The sequence below is a fragment of the Polaromonas sp. JS666 genome, assembly GCF_000013865.1.
Classification (GTDB): domain Bacteria; phylum Pseudomonadota; class Gammaproteobacteria; order Burkholderiales; family Burkholderiaceae_C; genus Polaromonas.
Genome location: NC_007950.1, coordinates 52,860 through 69,851, shown reverse-complemented (window position 1 = coordinate 69,851; position 16,992 = coordinate 52,860). Strand labels below are relative to the sequence as shown.

At 60.8% G+C, this 16,992-nt stretch carries 11 protein-coding genes and 1 pseudogene; 7 read left to right on the top strand and 5 right to left on the bottom strand.

Going from position 1 to position 16,992, the window contains the following annotated elements; genetic code table 11:
• Positions 1-13 precede the first annotated feature (13 nt).
• Complete coding sequence (locus BPRO_RS26565) at positions 14-2,704, top strand: MSCRAMM family protein (RefSeq protein ID WP_157046053.1); 2,691 nt, start codon at positions 14-16, stop codon at positions 2,702-2,704.
• 233 nt (positions 2,705-2,937) lie between these two features.
• Here BPRO_RS26565 and BPRO_RS26560 read toward each other — a convergent pair whose 3' ends face one another.
• Complete coding sequence (locus BPRO_RS26560; protein ID WP_041390618.1) at positions 2,938-3,654, bottom strand: IS6 family transposase; 717 nt, start codon at positions 3,652-3,654, stop codon at positions 2,938-2,940.
• Here BPRO_RS26560 and BPRO_RS26555 point away from each other — a divergent pair.
• Together BPRO_RS26555 and BPRO_RS26550 are read left to right on the top strand one after the other, a co-directional pair.
• Positions 3,653-4,846 (top strand): LuxR C-terminal-related transcriptional regulator, encoded by a 1,194-nt coding sequence (locus BPRO_RS26555; RefSeq protein WP_011486144.1) that lies wholly within the window; start codon positions 3,653-3,655, stop codon positions 4,844-4,846. The genes BPRO_RS26560 and BPRO_RS26555 overlap by 2 nt on opposite strands.
• Positions 4,847-4,939: 93 nt before the next feature.
• The gene (locus tag BPRO_RS26550) at positions 4,940-5,221 is read left to right on the top strand and encodes a hypothetical protein (protein WP_041390616.1); all 282 of its coding nucleotides are present in this window, start codon (positions 4,940-4,942) and stop codon (positions 5,219-5,221) included.
• A 28-nt stretch (positions 5,222-5,249) separates the two neighbouring features.
• On the opposite strand, the pseudogene BPRO_RS26545 reads toward BPRO_RS26550, so the two are convergent.
• The 4 genes and pseudogenes from BPRO_RS26545 to BPRO_RS26530 form a co-directional block, all read right to left on the bottom strand.
• Positions 5,250-6,210: pseudogene (locus BPRO_RS26545) on the bottom strand (IS5 family transposase).
• A gap of 63 nt (positions 6,211-6,273) precedes the next feature.
• Positions 6,274-7,923 carry a 3-(methylthio)propionyl-CoA ligase gene (locus tag BPRO_RS26540; protein WP_011486143.1) on the bottom strand — a complete coding sequence of 550 codons (1,650 nt, stop codon included), beginning with the start codon at positions 7,921-7,923 and terminating at the stop codon, positions 6,274-6,276.
• 93 nt (positions 7,924-8,016) lie between these two features.
• Positions 8,017-9,657, bottom strand: a complete 1,641-nt coding sequence (locus BPRO_RS26535; protein WP_011486142.1) for a GMC family oxidoreductase — start codon at positions 9,655-9,657, stop codon at positions 8,017-8,019.
• A 66-nt stretch (positions 9,658-9,723) separates the two neighbouring features.
• Positions 9,724-11,154, bottom strand: coding sequence for an aldehyde dehydrogenase family protein (locus BPRO_RS26530; protein WP_041390612.1), 1,431 nt, complete (start codon positions 11,152-11,154; stop codon positions 9,724-9,726).
• A 458-nt stretch (positions 11,155-11,612) separates the two neighbouring features.
• Between BPRO_RS26530 and BPRO_RS26525 the strand changes: the two genes are divergently transcribed.
• The 4 genes from BPRO_RS26525 to BPRO_RS26515 all read left to right on the top strand — a co-directional run bounded on the left by BPRO_RS26525 (position 11,613) and on the right by BPRO_RS26515 (position 16,904).
• Positions 11,613-13,757: a PQQ-dependent dehydrogenase, methanol/ethanol family gene (locus BPRO_RS26525; protein WP_232291622.1), complete on the top strand. Its 2,145-nt coding sequence runs from the start codon at positions 11,613-11,615 to the stop codon at positions 13,755-13,757.
• A 275-nt stretch (positions 13,758-14,032) separates the two neighbouring features.
• Positions 14,033-14,176: a hypothetical protein gene (locus tag BPRO_RS29970; protein ID WP_157046052.1), complete on the top strand. Its 144-nt coding sequence runs from the start codon at positions 14,033-14,035 to the stop codon at positions 14,174-14,176.
• Positions 14,177-14,416: 240 nt separating this feature from the next.
• The gene (locus BPRO_RS26520) at positions 14,417-15,673 is read left to right on the top strand and encodes a cytochrome P450 (protein WP_011486139.1); all 1,257 of its coding nucleotides are present in this window, start codon (positions 14,417-14,419) and stop codon (positions 15,671-15,673) included.
• Entirely contained in the window at positions 15,642-16,904 is a 1,263-nt protein-coding gene (locus BPRO_RS26515; RefSeq protein WP_049764331.1) for an NAD(P)/FAD-dependent oxidoreductase, read from the top strand. Before BPRO_RS26520 ends, BPRO_RS26515 begins: the two co-directional genes overlap by 32 nt.
• The last annotated feature ends 88 nt before the right edge of the window (positions 16,905-16,992 follow it).

The following is a 16,992-nucleotide window of genomic DNA, read 5'->3' as shown; positions in this document are numbered from 1 at the left end:
CGCTACATCCAGGGTGACAAACGGCGGACAGCCCTTCTTTAAAGTGGGTGGGGATTTCACTGCTCGGCGTGCGCCTGGCCTGGGGAGCCGTTGTCAATGGCTGCTCCTTGGCCTGGTATTTTTCCTGTCGCTTGCTTTTACGGATGCGGCACGGTCTCAACCGATCTCGTCCAAGCCCCAGTCACTGGACAGCAACACAGCGCTCTTCGAAATTCGAATCGATGAGCATGTCCTTTCCGATTCTTTAAGTGCATTTCAATTTGGTCAGAAGATATTTCTGCCGCTGGGCGAAATGTCGAGTCTGATGGCCATAGGCATTCGCGCGTATCCGGCCGAGGGCACGGGGCGGGGTTTCATTCGAGGGGAAAATAGAACTTTCTCGCTCAACGTCCGCAATCAGAGCGTCACGCTGACCGACAAATCCTCCACGTTCGATCCTGCCAATGTCCTGGTGCAAAACGACGATATTTATGTGGAAAGCAAGCTGTTGGCCGATTGGTTGTTGGTGGATTTTGAAATCAACCTCAACAGCCTGTCAGTGAAGCTGAAACCGCGGGAGCGGCTCCCCCTGCAGGACCGACTTGCGCGTGAAGCCAAAATCGCCGGCCTGGCGGCCGCGCCCAAGCCGGTCGAACTGAACTATCCGCTGAAAGACAATCCTTACAAGCTGGTCGACGTGCCCTTCGTCGATCAGACACTGTCTTTCGGGGGGCAACGGGGCAACGGCAACAAGTCGAACAGCGCGTCCTATACAACCTACATTCGCGGCGACCTCGCTGGGTTGCAGGCTTCGGTGTTTTCCTCCGGCAGTAATCAGGATACTCAACAGAACCGTTTCACGGTGGGTCGAAGCGACCCGCAAGGTGAGTTACTCGGCCCACTCAAGGCGCGGTCTTTTGCGCTCGGCAATGTCAGCGTGCCCGGCGTGTCGAATATTTCCCTGAGCAGTGCCGTAGGCAACGGGTTTTCTGTCAGCAACATGCCGCTGGACCGCCCCACGCGATTTGACAGCCATACGCTGCAGGGGGATTTGCCGCCCGGCTGGGACGTCGAGCTGAATCTGAACAATGTATTGCTCGCGTACCAGCAGTCCCGGGGCGACGGCAAATATGCTTTTAATGACCTCAACCTGGTCTACGGTCCGAATGAATTCCGGCTCGTTTTTCATGGGCCACAAGGTCAGCTCAGGGTAGAGCGAAAAAGTTTTCTTCTGGATGAGTCGTTGAATGTGCCGGGGAGCTTTTACTACAACCTGGCGTCCAATCGTGACGCAGTGGGATTGCAGCGCACCGCCGCAGTGGCCGAATGGGGGCTCAGTAAATTTGTGACCGGCACCCTGGGTGCCATGAATCTGGACGCGCCGGATGGCAAACGTACCAACTACACCAGTATGGGCTTGCACGGTTTCGCCGCAAACGCCGTCTTTGTCGGAAATTTAACGCGTCAGTCGACCGGTGGGTCGCTTTACGAGTTCAGCGCGCGCAGCCGGTTTGCAGGTGTTGCGGTGGGCTGGAATCATTTACAGCTTCGTGACTTTACAAGCGCTTTGTTTCCGGTGTCGGCCGATCCGGTGCGATCGCGCGACCGGCTTCGTTTCGATGGCTTGCTTCTGAGTAAATCGCTGGGTGACTTTCCTTTTACCCTGGAGTTGCAGCATGACCGCTTGCAATCCGGTGTCAAGGTGTTGGACGCGAGGGCGCTGCTCTCCACGTCGGTGGCACTGGCCACGCTCAGCAACTCGCTGCACCTGTCGAGTAGCGAGGGCGCCCGTGCCGTTGACGGCACCTTTCAGATCAGCGGCAACGTGGGTATGTTTCGGCTGGGCGGCCAGGTCAATTATCTGCTTCGTCCCGAGGCGAAGTTGTCCGCGCTCGCTCTTCTAGCCGACCGGTCACTGGGCCCGGGCTATCTGCTGAATGTGGGCGCAACCTACACCGTGCAGGATTCCGTTTTGCGTTTGACGACGAGCCTGACCAAGAGCCTGGGGAGCTATGCCGTTGCTTTAACTGCTGGATATTCTTCTCGGCGTGAGTTCAACATTGGTGTTCAGGTTTTTACAGGGATTGCGCGCGATCCGCGCCGCTCACGATGGATTTTTGATGCGGTGCCGATGGCGGAGTCGGGCGCGGTTTCTGCGCGAGTGTTTATTGATAGCAACGGAAACGGGATCATGGACCCTGGGGAGCAGCCGGTTAAAAATGTCGGTTTCTTGGTCAACTCTTCGAACTATTCTGTGCGGACGGATGATGCAGGCATTGCGTATGTCGGGCACCTTCTCAGCAACCGCAACTCCGATATCGCCATCAATCCGGCTACCATCGAGGATCCTCAGCTGGTGCCGCTGTTAAAAGGCATGCGGGTGATTCCACGCCCCGGCAATGTCACCCAGATAGACTTTGCGCTGGTACAAACCGGGGAAATTGACGGGACTGTTTACCTGGTCAACAGCGGCCGCAAACGTGGTGTGGGCAATGTGCTGGTGGAGCTTGTCGACAAAACTGGAAAGGTTGTCGCAGAAACACGCAGCGGCTCGGACGGATTCTTTGTCGTGGTTGAAGTCCTGCCTGGGGAATACAGCCTGCGAGTTGGTGAAGAGCAGCTCAAAGAACTCAAGCTCCGGTATTCCGGGTCTCGAAAGGTGACAATGTCGCCAAAAGGAACCTTTGTCAACGGGCAGGATTTTTCACTGGAACCTCTCTATTGATGGGATGGACTCGCCCACTTTTTGCGCCACATTGGTGCTCGAGTCTTCATTGGGGATGTAAGCCGGAACCGCTGAATACACGTCACGCAAAATCGAGGCAGTCACCCGCGCGGAGGGTTTGCCGCATGGAGCGCTTGAGCGTTTTAGCAAACCGGCGGTAATGCTCGCAGTATTGCGGGTTCTGTCGCAATAGTGGAGTCTGGCCGAGAAGAGTTGCGTCGCTGACCTGGTGATCAAACAGCGAGGCTGTAGAACTGCTGGGCTGCGGACATGGGTTGACCGGCGGGGCAGTCCATCTGCCCCTTGCGGATCATGTGCATGGTCTCGATGCCGGCAATGATGATCCGCGCACTCCAAAACGATTTGAACCCCAGCATCGGTCGGGTGACCCTTTTGACGGCCCGATGGTCCTGCTCGACAATGTTGTTGAGGTATTTGCATTGGCGCATCAAAATATCAACGCAGGCGTCTGCTTTCACGCTTTCAATGGCCGCAGTGTTCGCGCCGCTCTTGTCGATGGTGATCTTCTCTGGCACGTCGTGCAGGTTGATCGCCCGCTCCAGGAAGCGCCGGGCAGCCGCCATATCTCGCTTGGCAGTCAATAGGAAGTCCACCGTATCGCCCTGGCGATCAACGGCCCGATACAGATATTTCCATTCACCAGCCACCTTGATATAGGTCTCATCCATCCGCCAGCTCTTCCCAACGGGGTGCTTGCGCCGACGAAATACGGCAGCCAGCACCGGCACCATCTTGATCGCCCAGCGATGCACGGTGGCGTGGTCAACGACAACACCGCGCTCCTGCATCATCTCTTCAATGTGGCGAAGGCTCAGCGGGTAGGCTACATACCAGCGCACGCAGGTGAGCATCACTTCCAGCGGATAGTGGAACCGAATGAGCACCTTGAGCAAGGCACCAATAATCGAACTCTTGCGGAAATCAAGCATGAGCTGGATTGTCGTTTACGCTTATTGCGACAGAACCCACAAATGCAATGGACGCTTCGCCGAGGCTGCCCAGTCCTTGCGCGAGGCGCAAGTGAAGTTCGAGGACGCCTCTTCGCCCTACGGTCTTATGTGGGTACGGGTGATTTCGGCGGCCTCGCTGCTCAAGGCGGGGCGGCATCGTGATGCATTGGCGGACAGCGCTTCGGCGCTGGCCGAAGCGCCCGCTTTCACGCCTGGGGCCGCCGGCCTGGCGGCCATGCTGCGTGCGATTCGCGCCTTGCTGCTGTACGAACGCAACCAGTGCACCGATGCGATGGTGGAAGTGGAAGCGGCGTTGCCGCTGCTGCCGCACCAGGGCATCATCGATGCGATGATTGCGGGCTATGTGGCCGCGTCACGTCTGCAGGCGGCACGTGGCGATCTATCTGCGGCGCTTGACGTGGCGGCGGAGGGCGAGCGCGTGGGACTGGCGCGTGGCTTTGCCCGCCTGCAACTGACGATGGTGGCCGAACGTGCGTTGTTGCTGCTGCGCGCCGGCGACGTCAAGGCGGCTCAGCGAATGGCGAGCGACCATGGGCTGCTGCCGCAAGGACCGCAGACCAACCTGCACAGAGACAAGGCCGAGCGCCTCTGTGCACGCCTCGATCTCGCGCAGGGTCGGCCCGACCTTGCCCTGCAATGGGCCGATTCCGGCATCGCCAGGGCGCGGCGCAGCCACCAGCAGCACAAGCTGGCCGAACTGCTGATGCTGCGCTCGTTGGCGTTGGCGCGAACCGGAGATACCGAAGGTGGGCACGACGCGCTGATGGAAAGCCTTCGCATCGCGGCATCGAACGGCTACGTGCGCCTGTACCTTGACGAGGGTGTCGAGTTGGAGGGCCTTTTGCGCCGCGTCGTCGACAAGCCGCAGAGTCCCACACCGGCGTTTTCATACGCGCGCACGCTGCTGCTTGCCGCAGGCGCTGCATCCGCACGCCAGGATGCAGCGCCCGCGGAACAGGAGCGGCCAACCGAGCGCGAACTGCAGATTCTTGGCCTGCTGGCCGACGGCCTGTCCAATGGCGAAGTGGCAGGTCGACTTGTGCTGACCGAGGGCACGGTGAAATGGCATCTTCACAACATCTACGCGAAGCTGGGCGTGAAAAATCGCACGGGTGCTTTGCGCGAAGCGCGTGCCCGGGCCTGGCTGTGAGCCTGGATGGTCCCAAGTAAAGGCCCTGGTGAGTCGATATAGACCAAAGGCATCTAAGCGCATTTATTTACTTTTTTGAAAGAGAGCTTATCCATGTCCCAATTTACCCTGCGCCAGAAATTTTTATTCGGCATGCTGGCCGTGCTCGTGGTGTCACTGCTGGTGATGTTGGGGGGGCGATTCCTTGGCAAGGCCGCGCGGTTCCACCACCTTGAGCGCGATCACTTGGCGGCCGTCATGCAGATGACATTCACGATGCAAAGGGCAACCTCGGGTGACGCGGTCCCGGCGGTCGGCAAAGACCTACTGCTCAAGTCGATCGAGCACGGGCAGTGGGTTGCATCACAGGGGGCGTTGTTGCATAAATCCCCGTGATGGCGAAGTATCCCCCTGGCCCCCATTTTTAGGCAACCCGGACGGAGTTCGGGCGTGCGAGCACCATCATGCGGTTGATGATGCCCACCCGCACAGCACTTCGGCATCCTGCACATCCACATCGCGCGCCCACAGCCTGTCGCCCGTCAAGGTCTTGACGCGGTACATCAGCTTCTCCACCAAAGAGCGGCAGTGATAGCCGCTTTTGTCCTTCCAGTCCTGCTTGCCGCTTTGGGCTATGTGGTCAATGGCCGCGTTGCGCTCTGACGCCCCGGCCTGGCTGGCAGGCCAGTGAACGGCGCCTTCGACGGGAGGAATGAGCGCCAGGGCGCCGCACCCGGCAATGGCCGCGCGGGCCACTTTGGTGTCGTAGGCGCCACCGCCGCCGACAATTTCCACCTTCGTCTCTGGCGGCAGTTGCGCCAGCAACTCGGGCAGGACACTGGCCTCAATCACGTCGCGGTGCGTCATCAACACAGCGCACACCTGCCCAGTTTTCGCGTCCAGCGCCAGGTGCACTTTGCGCCAGCTGCGCCTCTTGGCTAGTAGCCGTGTTGGCGCACTTTCCACTCGCCCTCGCCAAAGAGTTTCAAACCGGTGCTGTCCACCAGCAGATGCACCGCCTCGCCCGCATTGCGCAGCACCGGCAATGTCACCCGCAACGCCTTGGCCCTTCGGCTCAGCGTGCTGTAGTTGGGCACCGCCAAATCCGGCATAGCCAGGCGCTGCAGGCTGGTGGCGAACCCCTGAAGCGCCCGCAACGGCAGGCGGTACACCGACTTGAGCGTCAGCAGCATCTGGATCATCCCGTCGCAGTACGCCTGCGGGCGCCCGCGCTGGCCTGGCGTTTGAAGCGCTGGCGAGAACATCCGCTCGTCTATCCAGAGGGTCACATTTCCCCGTGCGATCAGGCCCGCGTTGTACTCGGGCCAGTTCTTGACCCGGTAGACGCCTTTGGGCTGGCTGGGCTGGAGCGTGTTTTTTGGCATGTTCGAGGCAAAATCACAGAGCCTACCAGCGCGCCAGCCTGATCATTGGGGGCGAACGGGGATTTATGCAACAACGCCCCCCGGCAGCCGGTAGTCCTTGAACTGCTCACGCAACTGGTTCTTGAGCATCTTTCCGGTGGCGCCGATGGGAATGGCATCGACGAACACCACGTCGTCGGGCACCCACCAGGAGGCGACCTTGCCTTTGTAGTGTTCAATCAGCGCTTCGCGGCTGACCTCCGCGCCGGGCTTGCGCACCACCACCAGCAAGGGTCGTTCATCCCATTTCGGGTGCGGCACGGCGATGGCCGCTGCCATCGCCACCGCCGCGTGCGCCATGGCGACGTTTTCAAGGTCGATCGAGCCGATCCACTCGCCGCCGGACTTGATCACGTCCTTGCTGCGATCCGTGATCTGCATGTAGCCGTCGGCGTCGATCGTGGCCACGTCGCCGGTGGGGAACCACTGCGCGCCCGTCGCATCGCTGACCAGCGGGTCAGCGCCATCGGAGCCGAAGTAACTCTGAACCACCCACGGTCCACGCACCATCAGATCGCCTTGCGACTTGCCGTCCCAGGAGACGTCGGCCCCTTGCGGATCGACGATGCGCATGTCCACGCCGAACACCGCCTTGCCTTGCTTGGCGAGCCGCGCATGCTGCGAGTCCAGCGGGTCGGCCAGATGCTTTTGGCGCAGTCGGCAAACCGTGCCTAGCGGGGATATCTCGGTCATGCCCCAGGCATGGATGACTTCGACGCCGAACTCGTCTTCGAAGGCCCGCATCATGCTCGGCGGCACGGCCGAGCCGCCGATGATGGTGCGCTTCAAAGGGGCCAGGCTGAGCGAGTTCTGCGAGACATACTGGAGCAGGCCGAGCCAGATGGTGGGCACGCCGGCCGCAAACGTCACCTGCTCGGCAGCAATCAGTTCGTGCAGTGATTTGCCGTCCAGCGCCGGCCCCGGCAGCACCAGCTTGGCGCCGACCATCGTGCAGCTGTAGGGCAGGCCCCAGGCATTGACGTGGAACATCGGCACCACCGGCATCACGCCGTCGCGCGACGAGATGCCGATCGCGTCCGGCATGACCGAAGCATAGGTGTGCAGCATCGTCGAGCGATGGCTGTAGAGCACGCCCTTGGGGTTGCCGGTGGTGCCCGAGGTGTAGCACAGCGACGAGGCGGTGTTCTCGTCGAAGGTGGGCCACACAAAATCGGGCTTTTGCGCCGAGAGAAGGTCCTCATAGCACAGCAGATTGGGCAGCTTGCTCGCTGGCATCTTGTTCTTGTCGATCATCGCGACGAAGTGACGTACCGTCTTGCAGCGCCCCGCCACGGCTTCGACTAGGGGCAGGAAGGTCAGGTCAAAGAACAGCACCTGGTCCTCGGCATGGTCGAGGATGTAGAGCAACTGGTCAGGGTGCAGGCGCGGGTTGAGCGTATGCAGCACCGAACCGCTGCCGGAGACGGCGAAATACAGTTCCAGGTGCCGGTAGCCATTCCAGGCCAGCGTGGCGACGCGCTGCGACGCTTGCACACCGAGACCGCCGAGCGCATGGGCCATCTGGCGCGACCGGTCATGCAATTGCGCATAGGTGGTGCGGTGGATGTCGCCTTCGACGCGGCGCGAGACGATGGGCACATCGCCGCTATGGCGTGCCGCGTGGGTGATGAGTGAGGAAATGAGCAGGGGGGCGCTCATCATCTGACCGTTCATGATGTCTCCTTGGGTTTTGTGGGTTAAGGCTAAATTCGGCCACTGGCCGGGTATCGTGTTGAGATGCAGCGCGTGATGCCTCTTGGTGGGAACTCAGGCCGCCAAGCGTTGGGTGCGGTTGGCTTGCGCATGGGCTGGCTGCGGCTTGTGGTTGCGCAGGATGGCGCGAGCGCACTTCTCGCCGATCACCATGCAAGGGGCATTGGTGTTGCCGCCGATGAGGGTTGGCATGATGGAGGCATCGGCGATGCGCAGGCCCGAAAGTCCGTGCACCCGCAATTGCGCGTCGACCACAGCCATGTCATCGTTCCCCATTTTGCAGCTGCCGACAGGGTGATAAATGGTTTCTGCGCTGCGCCTGATGTAGGCTTTCAGATCCTGGTCGCTGCGCACGCCGGCACCCGGCGCCACTTCACCGCCATGGATATCGTGAAAGGCATCGGCCTCAAAGATGCGCCGCGCAAGTTGCAGGCCGCGCAGCATCTCGTCCCAGTCGTCGGCATGGCTCAGGTAGTTGGGCTGAATCACCGGTGCGGCCAGCGGGTCGGCGTTTTTCAGGTCGATGAAGCCACGGCTTTGGGGGCGCAACTGGCACATGTGCAAGGTCGCTCCATAGCCGGGCGCCAGATCGCGGCCATGGTTACGCAGGTAGGTCGGCAGGAAATGGAACTGCACTTCCGGCAACGCCGATTGCGGCGACAACTTGGCAAAGCCTCCGGCCTCAGCCACGTTGCTGGACAGAAAGCCCTCGCGCTTGCGCCAGTATTGCCAGAGCCCGGCGACCGCTCTCGGAAGAAAACCAGGTGCAACACCAATCGCCTGCTTGCTGCGGTCGCGGATCATCACCGTCACGTCGAGATGGTCCTGCAGGTTTTGGCCTACGCCCTGCAAATCAGCGACTTGGGTGATGCCGTGCCGGGCCAGCGCCTGCTTCGGCCCCACGCCCGAGAGCTGCAGCAACTGCGGCGAATGGATAGCGCCGCCACTCAGAATGATTTCATGCTCGGCCTCGATGCGCTGGCGTTCGCCTTTGCGCTCGATCTCGACCCCCACGGCCTGTTTGCCAGAGAATAGGATGCGCGTGACATGGGCGCCGGTGAGCACGGTCAAGTTCGGTCGGTCCATGACCGGGTGCAGGAAGGCCCGCGCGCTGCTCCAGCGTTCCCCGTTTTTCTGGGTCACCTGGTGAGGCCCGGCCCCTTCCTGTTGCAGGCCGTTGAAATCCATATTGCGCGGAATGCCGCATTGCACGGCGGCGTCGATGAAGCGGCTCGACAAGGGGTTGGGCGAGCGCACATCGGCGACGTTCAGTAGCCCATTCGTCGTGTGGTATGCCGAGGCGCCGCGCTCGTTATTTTCATGCTCCAAGAACATCGGCAGAAGATCCTTGTAGGCCCATCCGGAGTTTCCAGCTGCGGCCCATGCGTCGTAGTCAGCCTGGTGTCCGCGCATGTAGACCATGGCATTGATCGAGCTGCTGCCGCCGAGTGTCTTGCCGCGTGGCCAGTACAGTCGGCGGCCGTCGAGTTGGGCTTGTGGCTCGGTGTTGAAATACCAGTTGTACTTGCGGGTCGTGAGCAGGCCCACCATGCCCATGGGGGTGCGGATCAGCGGGGTGTCGTCGGACCGTCCCGCTTCGAGCAGGCACACGCGCCTCGACGGGTCCGCGCTCAAGCGGTTGGCCAATACACAGCCGGCCGAACCGGCGCCCACGATAACGTAATCGAATTTCAAGATTTGTCCCTATGCGATTCAGAGAAAAAATAAGTGCACAGGGCTGACCCCGTGCAACCGAGACCATCAGACCAGACGCAGCGTCCAGTTGATCAGCCGTCGCGACAGAGGGGTGTAGGGCGGGTAGAAGTTCGACGCCAGCAGCAGCCAAGTCTTGACGACCGCGCGCTCATGGCTGAAGGCCTTGAACCCGTAGATCCCGTGTGCGCTGCCGAGCCCGGAATTGTTGACGCCGCCGAATGGCAAGCGGCCATGCAGGAACTGCACCACGCTGTGGTTGACGCAGGCGCCGCCCGAACTCGTCTCGCGCAGCACCTTGTCGGCGACCTTGTGGTTCTTCGTCCAGATGTACAGCGCGAGCGGCTTGGGCTGGTCGTTGATCTTGGTGATGACTTCGTCGAGATCGCGGTAAGCGATGACGGGAAGCAGCGGGCCGAAAATTTCTTCCTGCATGATCTTCGCGTCCGGGCTGACGTTGTCGATCAAGGTGGGGGCCACGAACTGGCGATCCGTCTGGTGCTGGCCGCCGACCAGCAGCCTGGCGCCCTTTTGAAGCGCGTCATCAAGCAGTCCGACGATTCGTTTGGCATGGCGTTCATTGACGATGTGCGCCAGGTGGGGGCTGCTGCGCACGGCATCGCCCTCGCCGTAGGCTTTGGCCAGGGCCTCGCGGCAGTGCTGGATGAACGATTCCTTGACCGACTCGTGAACGTAGACGTGGTCGGGCGCAATGCAGGTCTGGCCGCTGTTGGTGTGCTTGGACCACATCAGGTTGGCCGCCGCTGCCTTCAGGTTCGCCGTGGCGTCAACGATGGTCGGGCTCTTGCCGCCCAGCTCCAGCGTCACGCTGGTCAGGTGCTTGGCTGCCGCGGCCATCACGACGCGGCCAATTGCCGGTGAGCCGGTAAAGAAAATGTGGTCGAAGGGCAGATCCAGCAGGGCTTGCGAGACCGACGCTTCGCCCTGGAACAAGGCTACCTCGTCTTCGGTAAACACCTCGCGCACGATCTCGGCCATCACCTCCGACAGGTGCGGTGTCATCTCCGAGGGTTTGAGAATCGCTGTGTTACCGGCGGCGATGGCCGAGATCAGCGGGCCGAAGGTCAGATTGAGCGGGTAGTTCCAGGGCGAGATGATCAGGCAGCGGCCCTTCGGTTCGCACTGCACATGGCTTGACGTGCCGAACATCAGCAGGGTCGGGAAAACCTTGCGTGGCTTCATCCAGCGGCGCAGATGGCGACGCGCGTCGTTGGCTTCGGCCACGATGGGCAAAATTTCGGTCAGGTCGACCTCGGCGGCCGGTTTGCCGAAGTCCAGTGCGCCTGCGCGCTGGATATCCGCCTGGCGCGCCAGGACGGCCCGCTTCAGGCGGTCAATCTTGTCGAGACGCTGCGCGGCGGTCGATTGACGAAGCCGCAAGGCCGTTTCGCGCTGGGCGGCGAAGATGCGCGCTATTTCAGACTGTGTGACGGGCTCGCCCGGGCTGACAAGAGGCATTTGGATTACAGGGGAAGCAGGCTTCATTTTTGTCTCTTTCAATATTGTGTACCTTCTTTTCGCGATGGTAATTCGAGCTTGCTGCGAGTCTATTGTGATGCGTTATGGAAAACACCCTAACTAAAGTTAGGTGACGTTGCACATGCTTCGTTCTACGATTTCCGGGCACATTGGGCGCGAAGTCTGGTCGCGTCATTCGACAGGCCGGCTCTCAATGGCCGGATGGTTACTTTAAATAACAGGGGACAAAACAAGTCCTAGACAGCTGCCTTTGGTGATGCTGGCTACCAAGGCATTGAGAAACGCCCTGATGCCAAGACGGGTGTCTTTAGAGCATCCCTTGGTCCTGATCGGCTTGGCCTGGCTTGGCTCTTGCACCGGCTCACTGGACAGTGGCGCAGAGCCGCAATTGGCAACCTACCTCAAAAGGAGACATGATGAACAAAGAAATTAGTCGTATGAGCAAGTTACCGCAAGGAAAAACTGCAGCGCGTCCTGGAATAACGTTAACGCTGGCGGTGGCTTCGTTGCTCGCCGCGGTAGCGCCGAGCGCCATGGCTGAGGGAGCCAAGGGCTTGACGGCGCACATTGCGGCCGTGACCAAGAAGGTCGATGGTGCGTTTATGCGCGCCAACGAGGCCAAGACCGCTGATTGGCCAAGCACTGGGCTGGACTATGCCGAGACACGGTTCAGCAAACTTGATCAGGTCAATGCTTCCAACGTCAAGGATATGGGACTGGTCTGGTCGTACAACCTGGAATCGACCCGGGGTGTCGAGGCCACGCCGCTGGTGGTGGACGGCATCATGTACGTGACCGCGTCCTGGAGTATTGTTCACGCCGTGGATGTGCGCACAGGGAAACGCATCTGGACCTATGACCCAAAAATCAAACGTGAGTTCGGTTACAAAGGCTGTTGTGACGTGGTTAACCGTGGCGTGGCCTTGCACAAGGGCCGCGTCTACGTTGCCGCCTTTGACGGCCGGTTGATCGCGCTGGATGCCGCATCCGGCAAAGTGGCGTGGGAACAGGACACCGTCATTGATCACAGCCGTTCCTACACCAGCACGGGCGCACCACGGATTTTCAAAGACAAGGTCATCATTGGCAATGGTGGTGCCGAATACGGCGTGCGCGGCTATATCACGGCCTACGATGCCGCCAGCGGCAAACAAAAATGGCGATGGTTTACGGTACCAGGGGATCCAAGCAAGCCTTTTGAAGACGCTTCCATGGCCGCGGCGGCCAAAACCTGGGACCCCAGCGGCAAGTACTGGGAGGCGGGCGGCGGTGGCACCGCCTGGGACTCGATGGCCTTTGACCCAGCCTTGAATCTGATGTACGTCGGGACCGGCAACGGCTCACCCTGGAGTCGCGCCAAGCGCAGCCCCGCAGGTGGCGACAACCTTTACCTGGCCTCCATCGTTGCACTCAATCCGGACACCGGCAAGTACGTCTGGCATTACCAGGAAACCCCCGGCGACAACTGGGACTACACGTCGACCCAGCCGATGATCCTGGCCGACCTCAAGATTGAAGGCAAGCCGCGCAAGGTGATCCTGCACGCACCCAAGAACGGTTTCTTCTTCGTGATCGACCGCACCAACGGCAAGTTCATCTCGGCAAAAAACTTTGTTGATGTGAACTGGGCCACCGGCTATGACGCGACGGGTCGCCCCATCGAGACCGCCGAGGCGCGCCCCACGGATCGGCCGTTTGACGCCATTCCAGGCCCCTATGGCGCGCACAACTGGCATTCCATGTCATTCAACCCACAGACCGGGTTGGTCTACTTGCCGACGCAAAATATACCTATCAACCTGATGGACGACAAGAACTGGAGCTTCAATTCCAACAAGCCAGGTCAACCAGGCTCCGGTACGGGTTGGAATACTGGCAATTTGATCAATGTAACGCCGCCGAAAAGCAAGCCGTTTGGACGCCTGATTGCCTGGGATCCGGTTCAAAAAAAAGAAGCATGGCGCCAGGAACAGGTGTCGCCCTGGAACGGCGGTACGCTGACCACGGCCGGCAACCTGGTTTTTCAGGGCACGGCAGACGGGCGATTTATTGCCTATAACGCCCAGAACGGCGAGAAGTTGTGGGAATCCCCGACGGGCACCGGTGTGATTGCGGCACCGGTCACCTACCTGGTGGATGGCAAGCAGTACGTGTCGATTGCCGTGGGATGGGGCGGCTCTTACGGGGTTTCCCAGCGCGCCTCCGAACGACAAGGCTTGGGCACGGTCTATACCTTTGCCGTGGGTGGCAAAGCGCCTATGCCGGAGTTTGTTGCTTACCGAATGGGCGAACTGGTGGCTGGCGTGAAATACGATCCGGCCCAGGTGCCGGCGGGTACTGCGCTGTATGTGAGCAACTGCGTTCTCTGCCATGGTGTTCCCGGCGTGGACCGCGGCGGCAGCATTCCCAACCTCGGCTACATGAACGCGGCCTTCATCGAAAACCTCGACAAGTTCATCTTCAAAGGACCGGCCATGAGCCGGGGCATGCCGGACTTCACGGGCAAGCTGAGCGTGGACGATGTGGAGAAGATCAAGGCCTTCATCCAGGGTACGGCAGACGCGATACGCCCCAAGAAATGACCGAAGGCGCGAAGTCGTGCGCCGGGTGCGCGCAAACGTCGTGCCCATATCCTGTGAGGGCACGCAATGAACGCACGACGCTGCACCGTGTTATGTTTCACCAGCCTTGCCGGCGGCGGCTGGAACCCTTGAACCCGACGATCCGCGTGATCAGGGAAGGCGTCGGCCTGGCCATGACCCGAAGGCCCTTGCACTTATTTCGTGAATTACCGGGTGCTCCCGGTCGATGATGGCTACCTTACAGTGAAGACCGAGGGCGTCACGAAGTAAATGGAGTGACGCTGCGCTGGCTGCAACTGACCTGCGGCCTGATTCTGCTGCTGGGCTCGGCCCGCATCCTGATGCCGCAGGTGGTTGCTGCTGCTCTTTCACTCGCTGCCCCTCCCGGCGCAACGCTTGGCCGCGCGGGCGTATGTTGACCCGCAACTGAAATAAAACGCTGTCGAGGTAGTCGCGATCGCCCGATGGGCACATGCATTGATGCTTGTGCCCATCGGGCGTTTGTCCTGCCGCCCGTTTCCCCTATCTTTAGATAGGTGACATCCATCGCAGATAACACTAATCTCGGGCTGGCATTCAATGGATGAATGTACGCAAGGTCGGCCCGCGACGGTGGTTTTTCCGTGCGGTCACGGTTTTATTAATTAAGGAGACACTGTATGAGTGAAGCGATTGTGGTAAACAACCAAAACGACCAAAGCAGGGCATACGCGATCCCGCTTGAGGACATTGATGTAAGCAATCCGGAGCTGTTTCGCGACAATACGATGTGGGGTTATTTTGAGCGTCTGCGCCGCGAAGACCCCGTGCATTACTGTAAGGACAGCTTGTTTGGTCCGTACTGGTCGGTGACCAAGTTCAAGGACATCATGCAGGTGGAGACCCATCCGGAGATATTTTCATCCGAGGGCAATATCACCATCATGGAGTCCAATGCGGCGGTAACCCTGCCGATGTTCATTGCGATGGATCCGCCCAAGCACGACGTGCAGCGCATGGCGGTCAGTCCGATCGTGGCGCCGGAGAACCTCGCCAAGCTCGAAGGTCTGATCCGCGAGCGTACCGGTCGTGCGCTGGATGGCCTGCCGATCAACGAGACCTTTGACTGGGTCAAGCTCGTTTCGATCAACCTGACGACGCAGATGCTGGCGACGCTGTTTGATTTCCCTTGGGAAGACCGTGCCAAGCTGACGCGCTGGTCGGATGTCGCGACGGCGCTGGTCGGCACGGGCATTATTGATTCGGAAGAGCAGCGCATGGAGGAGCTCAAGGGGTGCGTGCAATACATGACCCGGCTGTGGAACGAGCGCGTCAATGTGCCACCGGGCAATGATCTGATATCGATGATGGCGCACACCGAGTCCATGCGCAACATGACGCCGGAAGAGTTTCTGGGCAACCTCATTTTGCTGATCGTCGGCGGCAATGACACGACCCGCAACTCGATGACCGGCGGCGTGCTGGCGCTCAACGAAAATCCGGACGAATACCGCAAGCTGTGCGCCAACCCGGCGCTGATCGCCTCCATGGTGCCGGAGATCGTTCGTTGGCAGACACCGCTGGCGCACATGCGGCGTACCGCGCTGCAGGACACCGAGCTCGGCGGCAAGTCCATTCGCAAGGGTGACAAGGTCATCATGTGGTATGTCTCCGGCAACCGTGATCCCGAAGCGATTGAAAATCCGGACGCGTTCATCATTGATCGCGCCAAGCCGCGCCATCACCTCTCGTTCGGTTTCGGCATTCACCGCTGCGTGGGCAACCGTCTCGCCGAGTTGCAGCTGCGCATCGTTTGGGAGGAGTTGCTCAAGCGCTGGCCCAATCCAGGTCAGATCGAGGTCGTTGGCGCGCCCGAGCGCGTGCTGTCGCCCTTTGTGAAGGGCTATGAGTCGCTGCCCGTCCGCATCAACGCTTGAAGCCGCGCTGATCGTGAGCGAAACTGTGATTATTGCCGGCGCCGGTCAGGCGGCCGGCCAGGCGGTTGCGAGCCTGCGGCAAGAGGGATTCGACGGGCGCATCGTGCTGGTCGGCGCCGAGCCGGTGTTGCCGTATCAGCGCCCGCCGCTGTCGAAGGCATTTTTGGCGGGCACCTTGCCGCTGGAGCGATTGTTCCTGAAGCCGCCGGCATTCTACGAGCAGGCGCGTGTGGACACGCTGCTCGGGGTGGCCGTCACCGAACTTGATGCCGCCCGGCGGCAGGTGAGGCTGGACGATGGCCGCGAACTGGCGTTTGATCATCTGCTGCTGGCGACTGGCGGGCGTGCCCGTCGGCTTGACTGCCCGGGTGCCGACCATCCGCGCCTGCACTATCTGCGCACCGTGGCTGATGTTGACGGCATTCGTGCCGCTCTGCGTCCCGGGGCCCGGCTGGTGCTGATCGGCGGCGGCTACGTCGGACTCGAGATCGCCGCCGTGGCCGCCAAACTGGGGCTCGCGGTGACCGTGCTGGAAGCGGCGCCGACGGTGCTGGCGCGTGTCACTTGTCCGGCCGTGGCGCGCTTCTTCGAAAGCGTGCACCGGCAGGCGGGCGTGACGATCCGCTGCGCGACGACGGTCTCCGGCATCGAGGGCGATGCTTCGCTGGCGCGGGTCGTGACCGGCGATGGCGAACGCATTGACGCCGACCTGGTCATTGCCGGCATCGGTCTGCTGCCGAACGTCGAGTTGGCGCAGGCCGCGGGTCTGGTCTGCGACAACGGCATCGTCGTCGACGAGGAATGCCGGACCTCTGTGCCCGGCATTTTCGCGGCTGGCGACTGCACGCAGCATCCGAACGCGATCTACGACAGTCGGCTGCGTCTCGAATCGGTGCACAACGCCATTGAGCAGGGCAAGACGGCGGCGGCGGCCATGTGTGGCAAGGCCAGGCCGTATCGGCAGGTGCCGTGGTTCTGGTCCGATCAGTACGACCTCAAGTTACAAACCGCGGGACTCAACCGCGGCTATGACCAGGTCGTGATGCGGGGCAGTACCGACAACCGTTCGTTTGCGGCGTTCTACCTGCGCGACGGGCGATTGCTTGCCGTCGATGCGGTCAACCGCCCGGTCGAGTTCATGGTGGCCAAAGCGCTGATTGCGAACCGCACCGTCATCGCGCCCGAGCGGCTCGCCGACGAGCGTATCGCAGCGAAGGACCTGGCCGGCTGATGTCGCTGTGCCGGGCCATGGATTTAATTTTATCGAACTATCAATTCACAAGGGCGCTGCCAAGGCGCGCCCCATTTTGGAAAATCAA

What these genes read in the sequence shown, in the direction of transcription:
- BPRO_RS26555 (WP_011486144.1), top strand. Translation starts at nt 3,653, where the DNA reads ATGAGCTGGATTGTCGTTTACGCTTATTGCGACAGAACCCACAAATGC.
- BPRO_RS26560 (WP_041390618.1), bottom strand. Translation starts at nt 3,654, where the DNA reads ATGCTTGATTTCCGCAAGAGTTCGATTATTGGTGCCTTGCTCAAGGTG.
- BPRO_RS26550 (WP_041390616.1), top strand. Translation starts at nt 4,940, where the DNA reads ATGTCCCAATTTACCCTGCGCCAGAAATTTTTATTCGGCATGCTGGCC.
- BPRO_RS26540 (WP_011486143.1), bottom strand. Translation starts at nt 7,923, where the DNA reads ATGAACGGTCAGATGATGAGCGCCCCCCTGCTCATTTCCTCACTCATC.
- BPRO_RS26530 (WP_041390612.1), bottom strand. Translation starts at nt 11,154, where the DNA reads ATGCCTCTTGTCAGCCCGGGCGAGCCCGTCACACAGTCTGAAATAGCG.
- BPRO_RS26525 (WP_232291622.1), top strand. Translation starts at nt 11,613, where the DNA reads ATGAGCAAGTTACCGCAAGGAAAAACTGCAGCGCGTCCTGGAATAACG.
- BPRO_RS26520 (WP_011486139.1), top strand. Translation starts at nt 14,417, where the DNA reads ATGAGTGAAGCGATTGTGGTAAACAACCAAAACGACCAAAGCAGGGCA.
- BPRO_RS26515 (WP_049764331.1), top strand. Translation starts at nt 15,642, where the DNA reads ATGAGTCGCTGCCCGTCCGCATCAACGCTTGAAGCCGCGCTGATCGTG.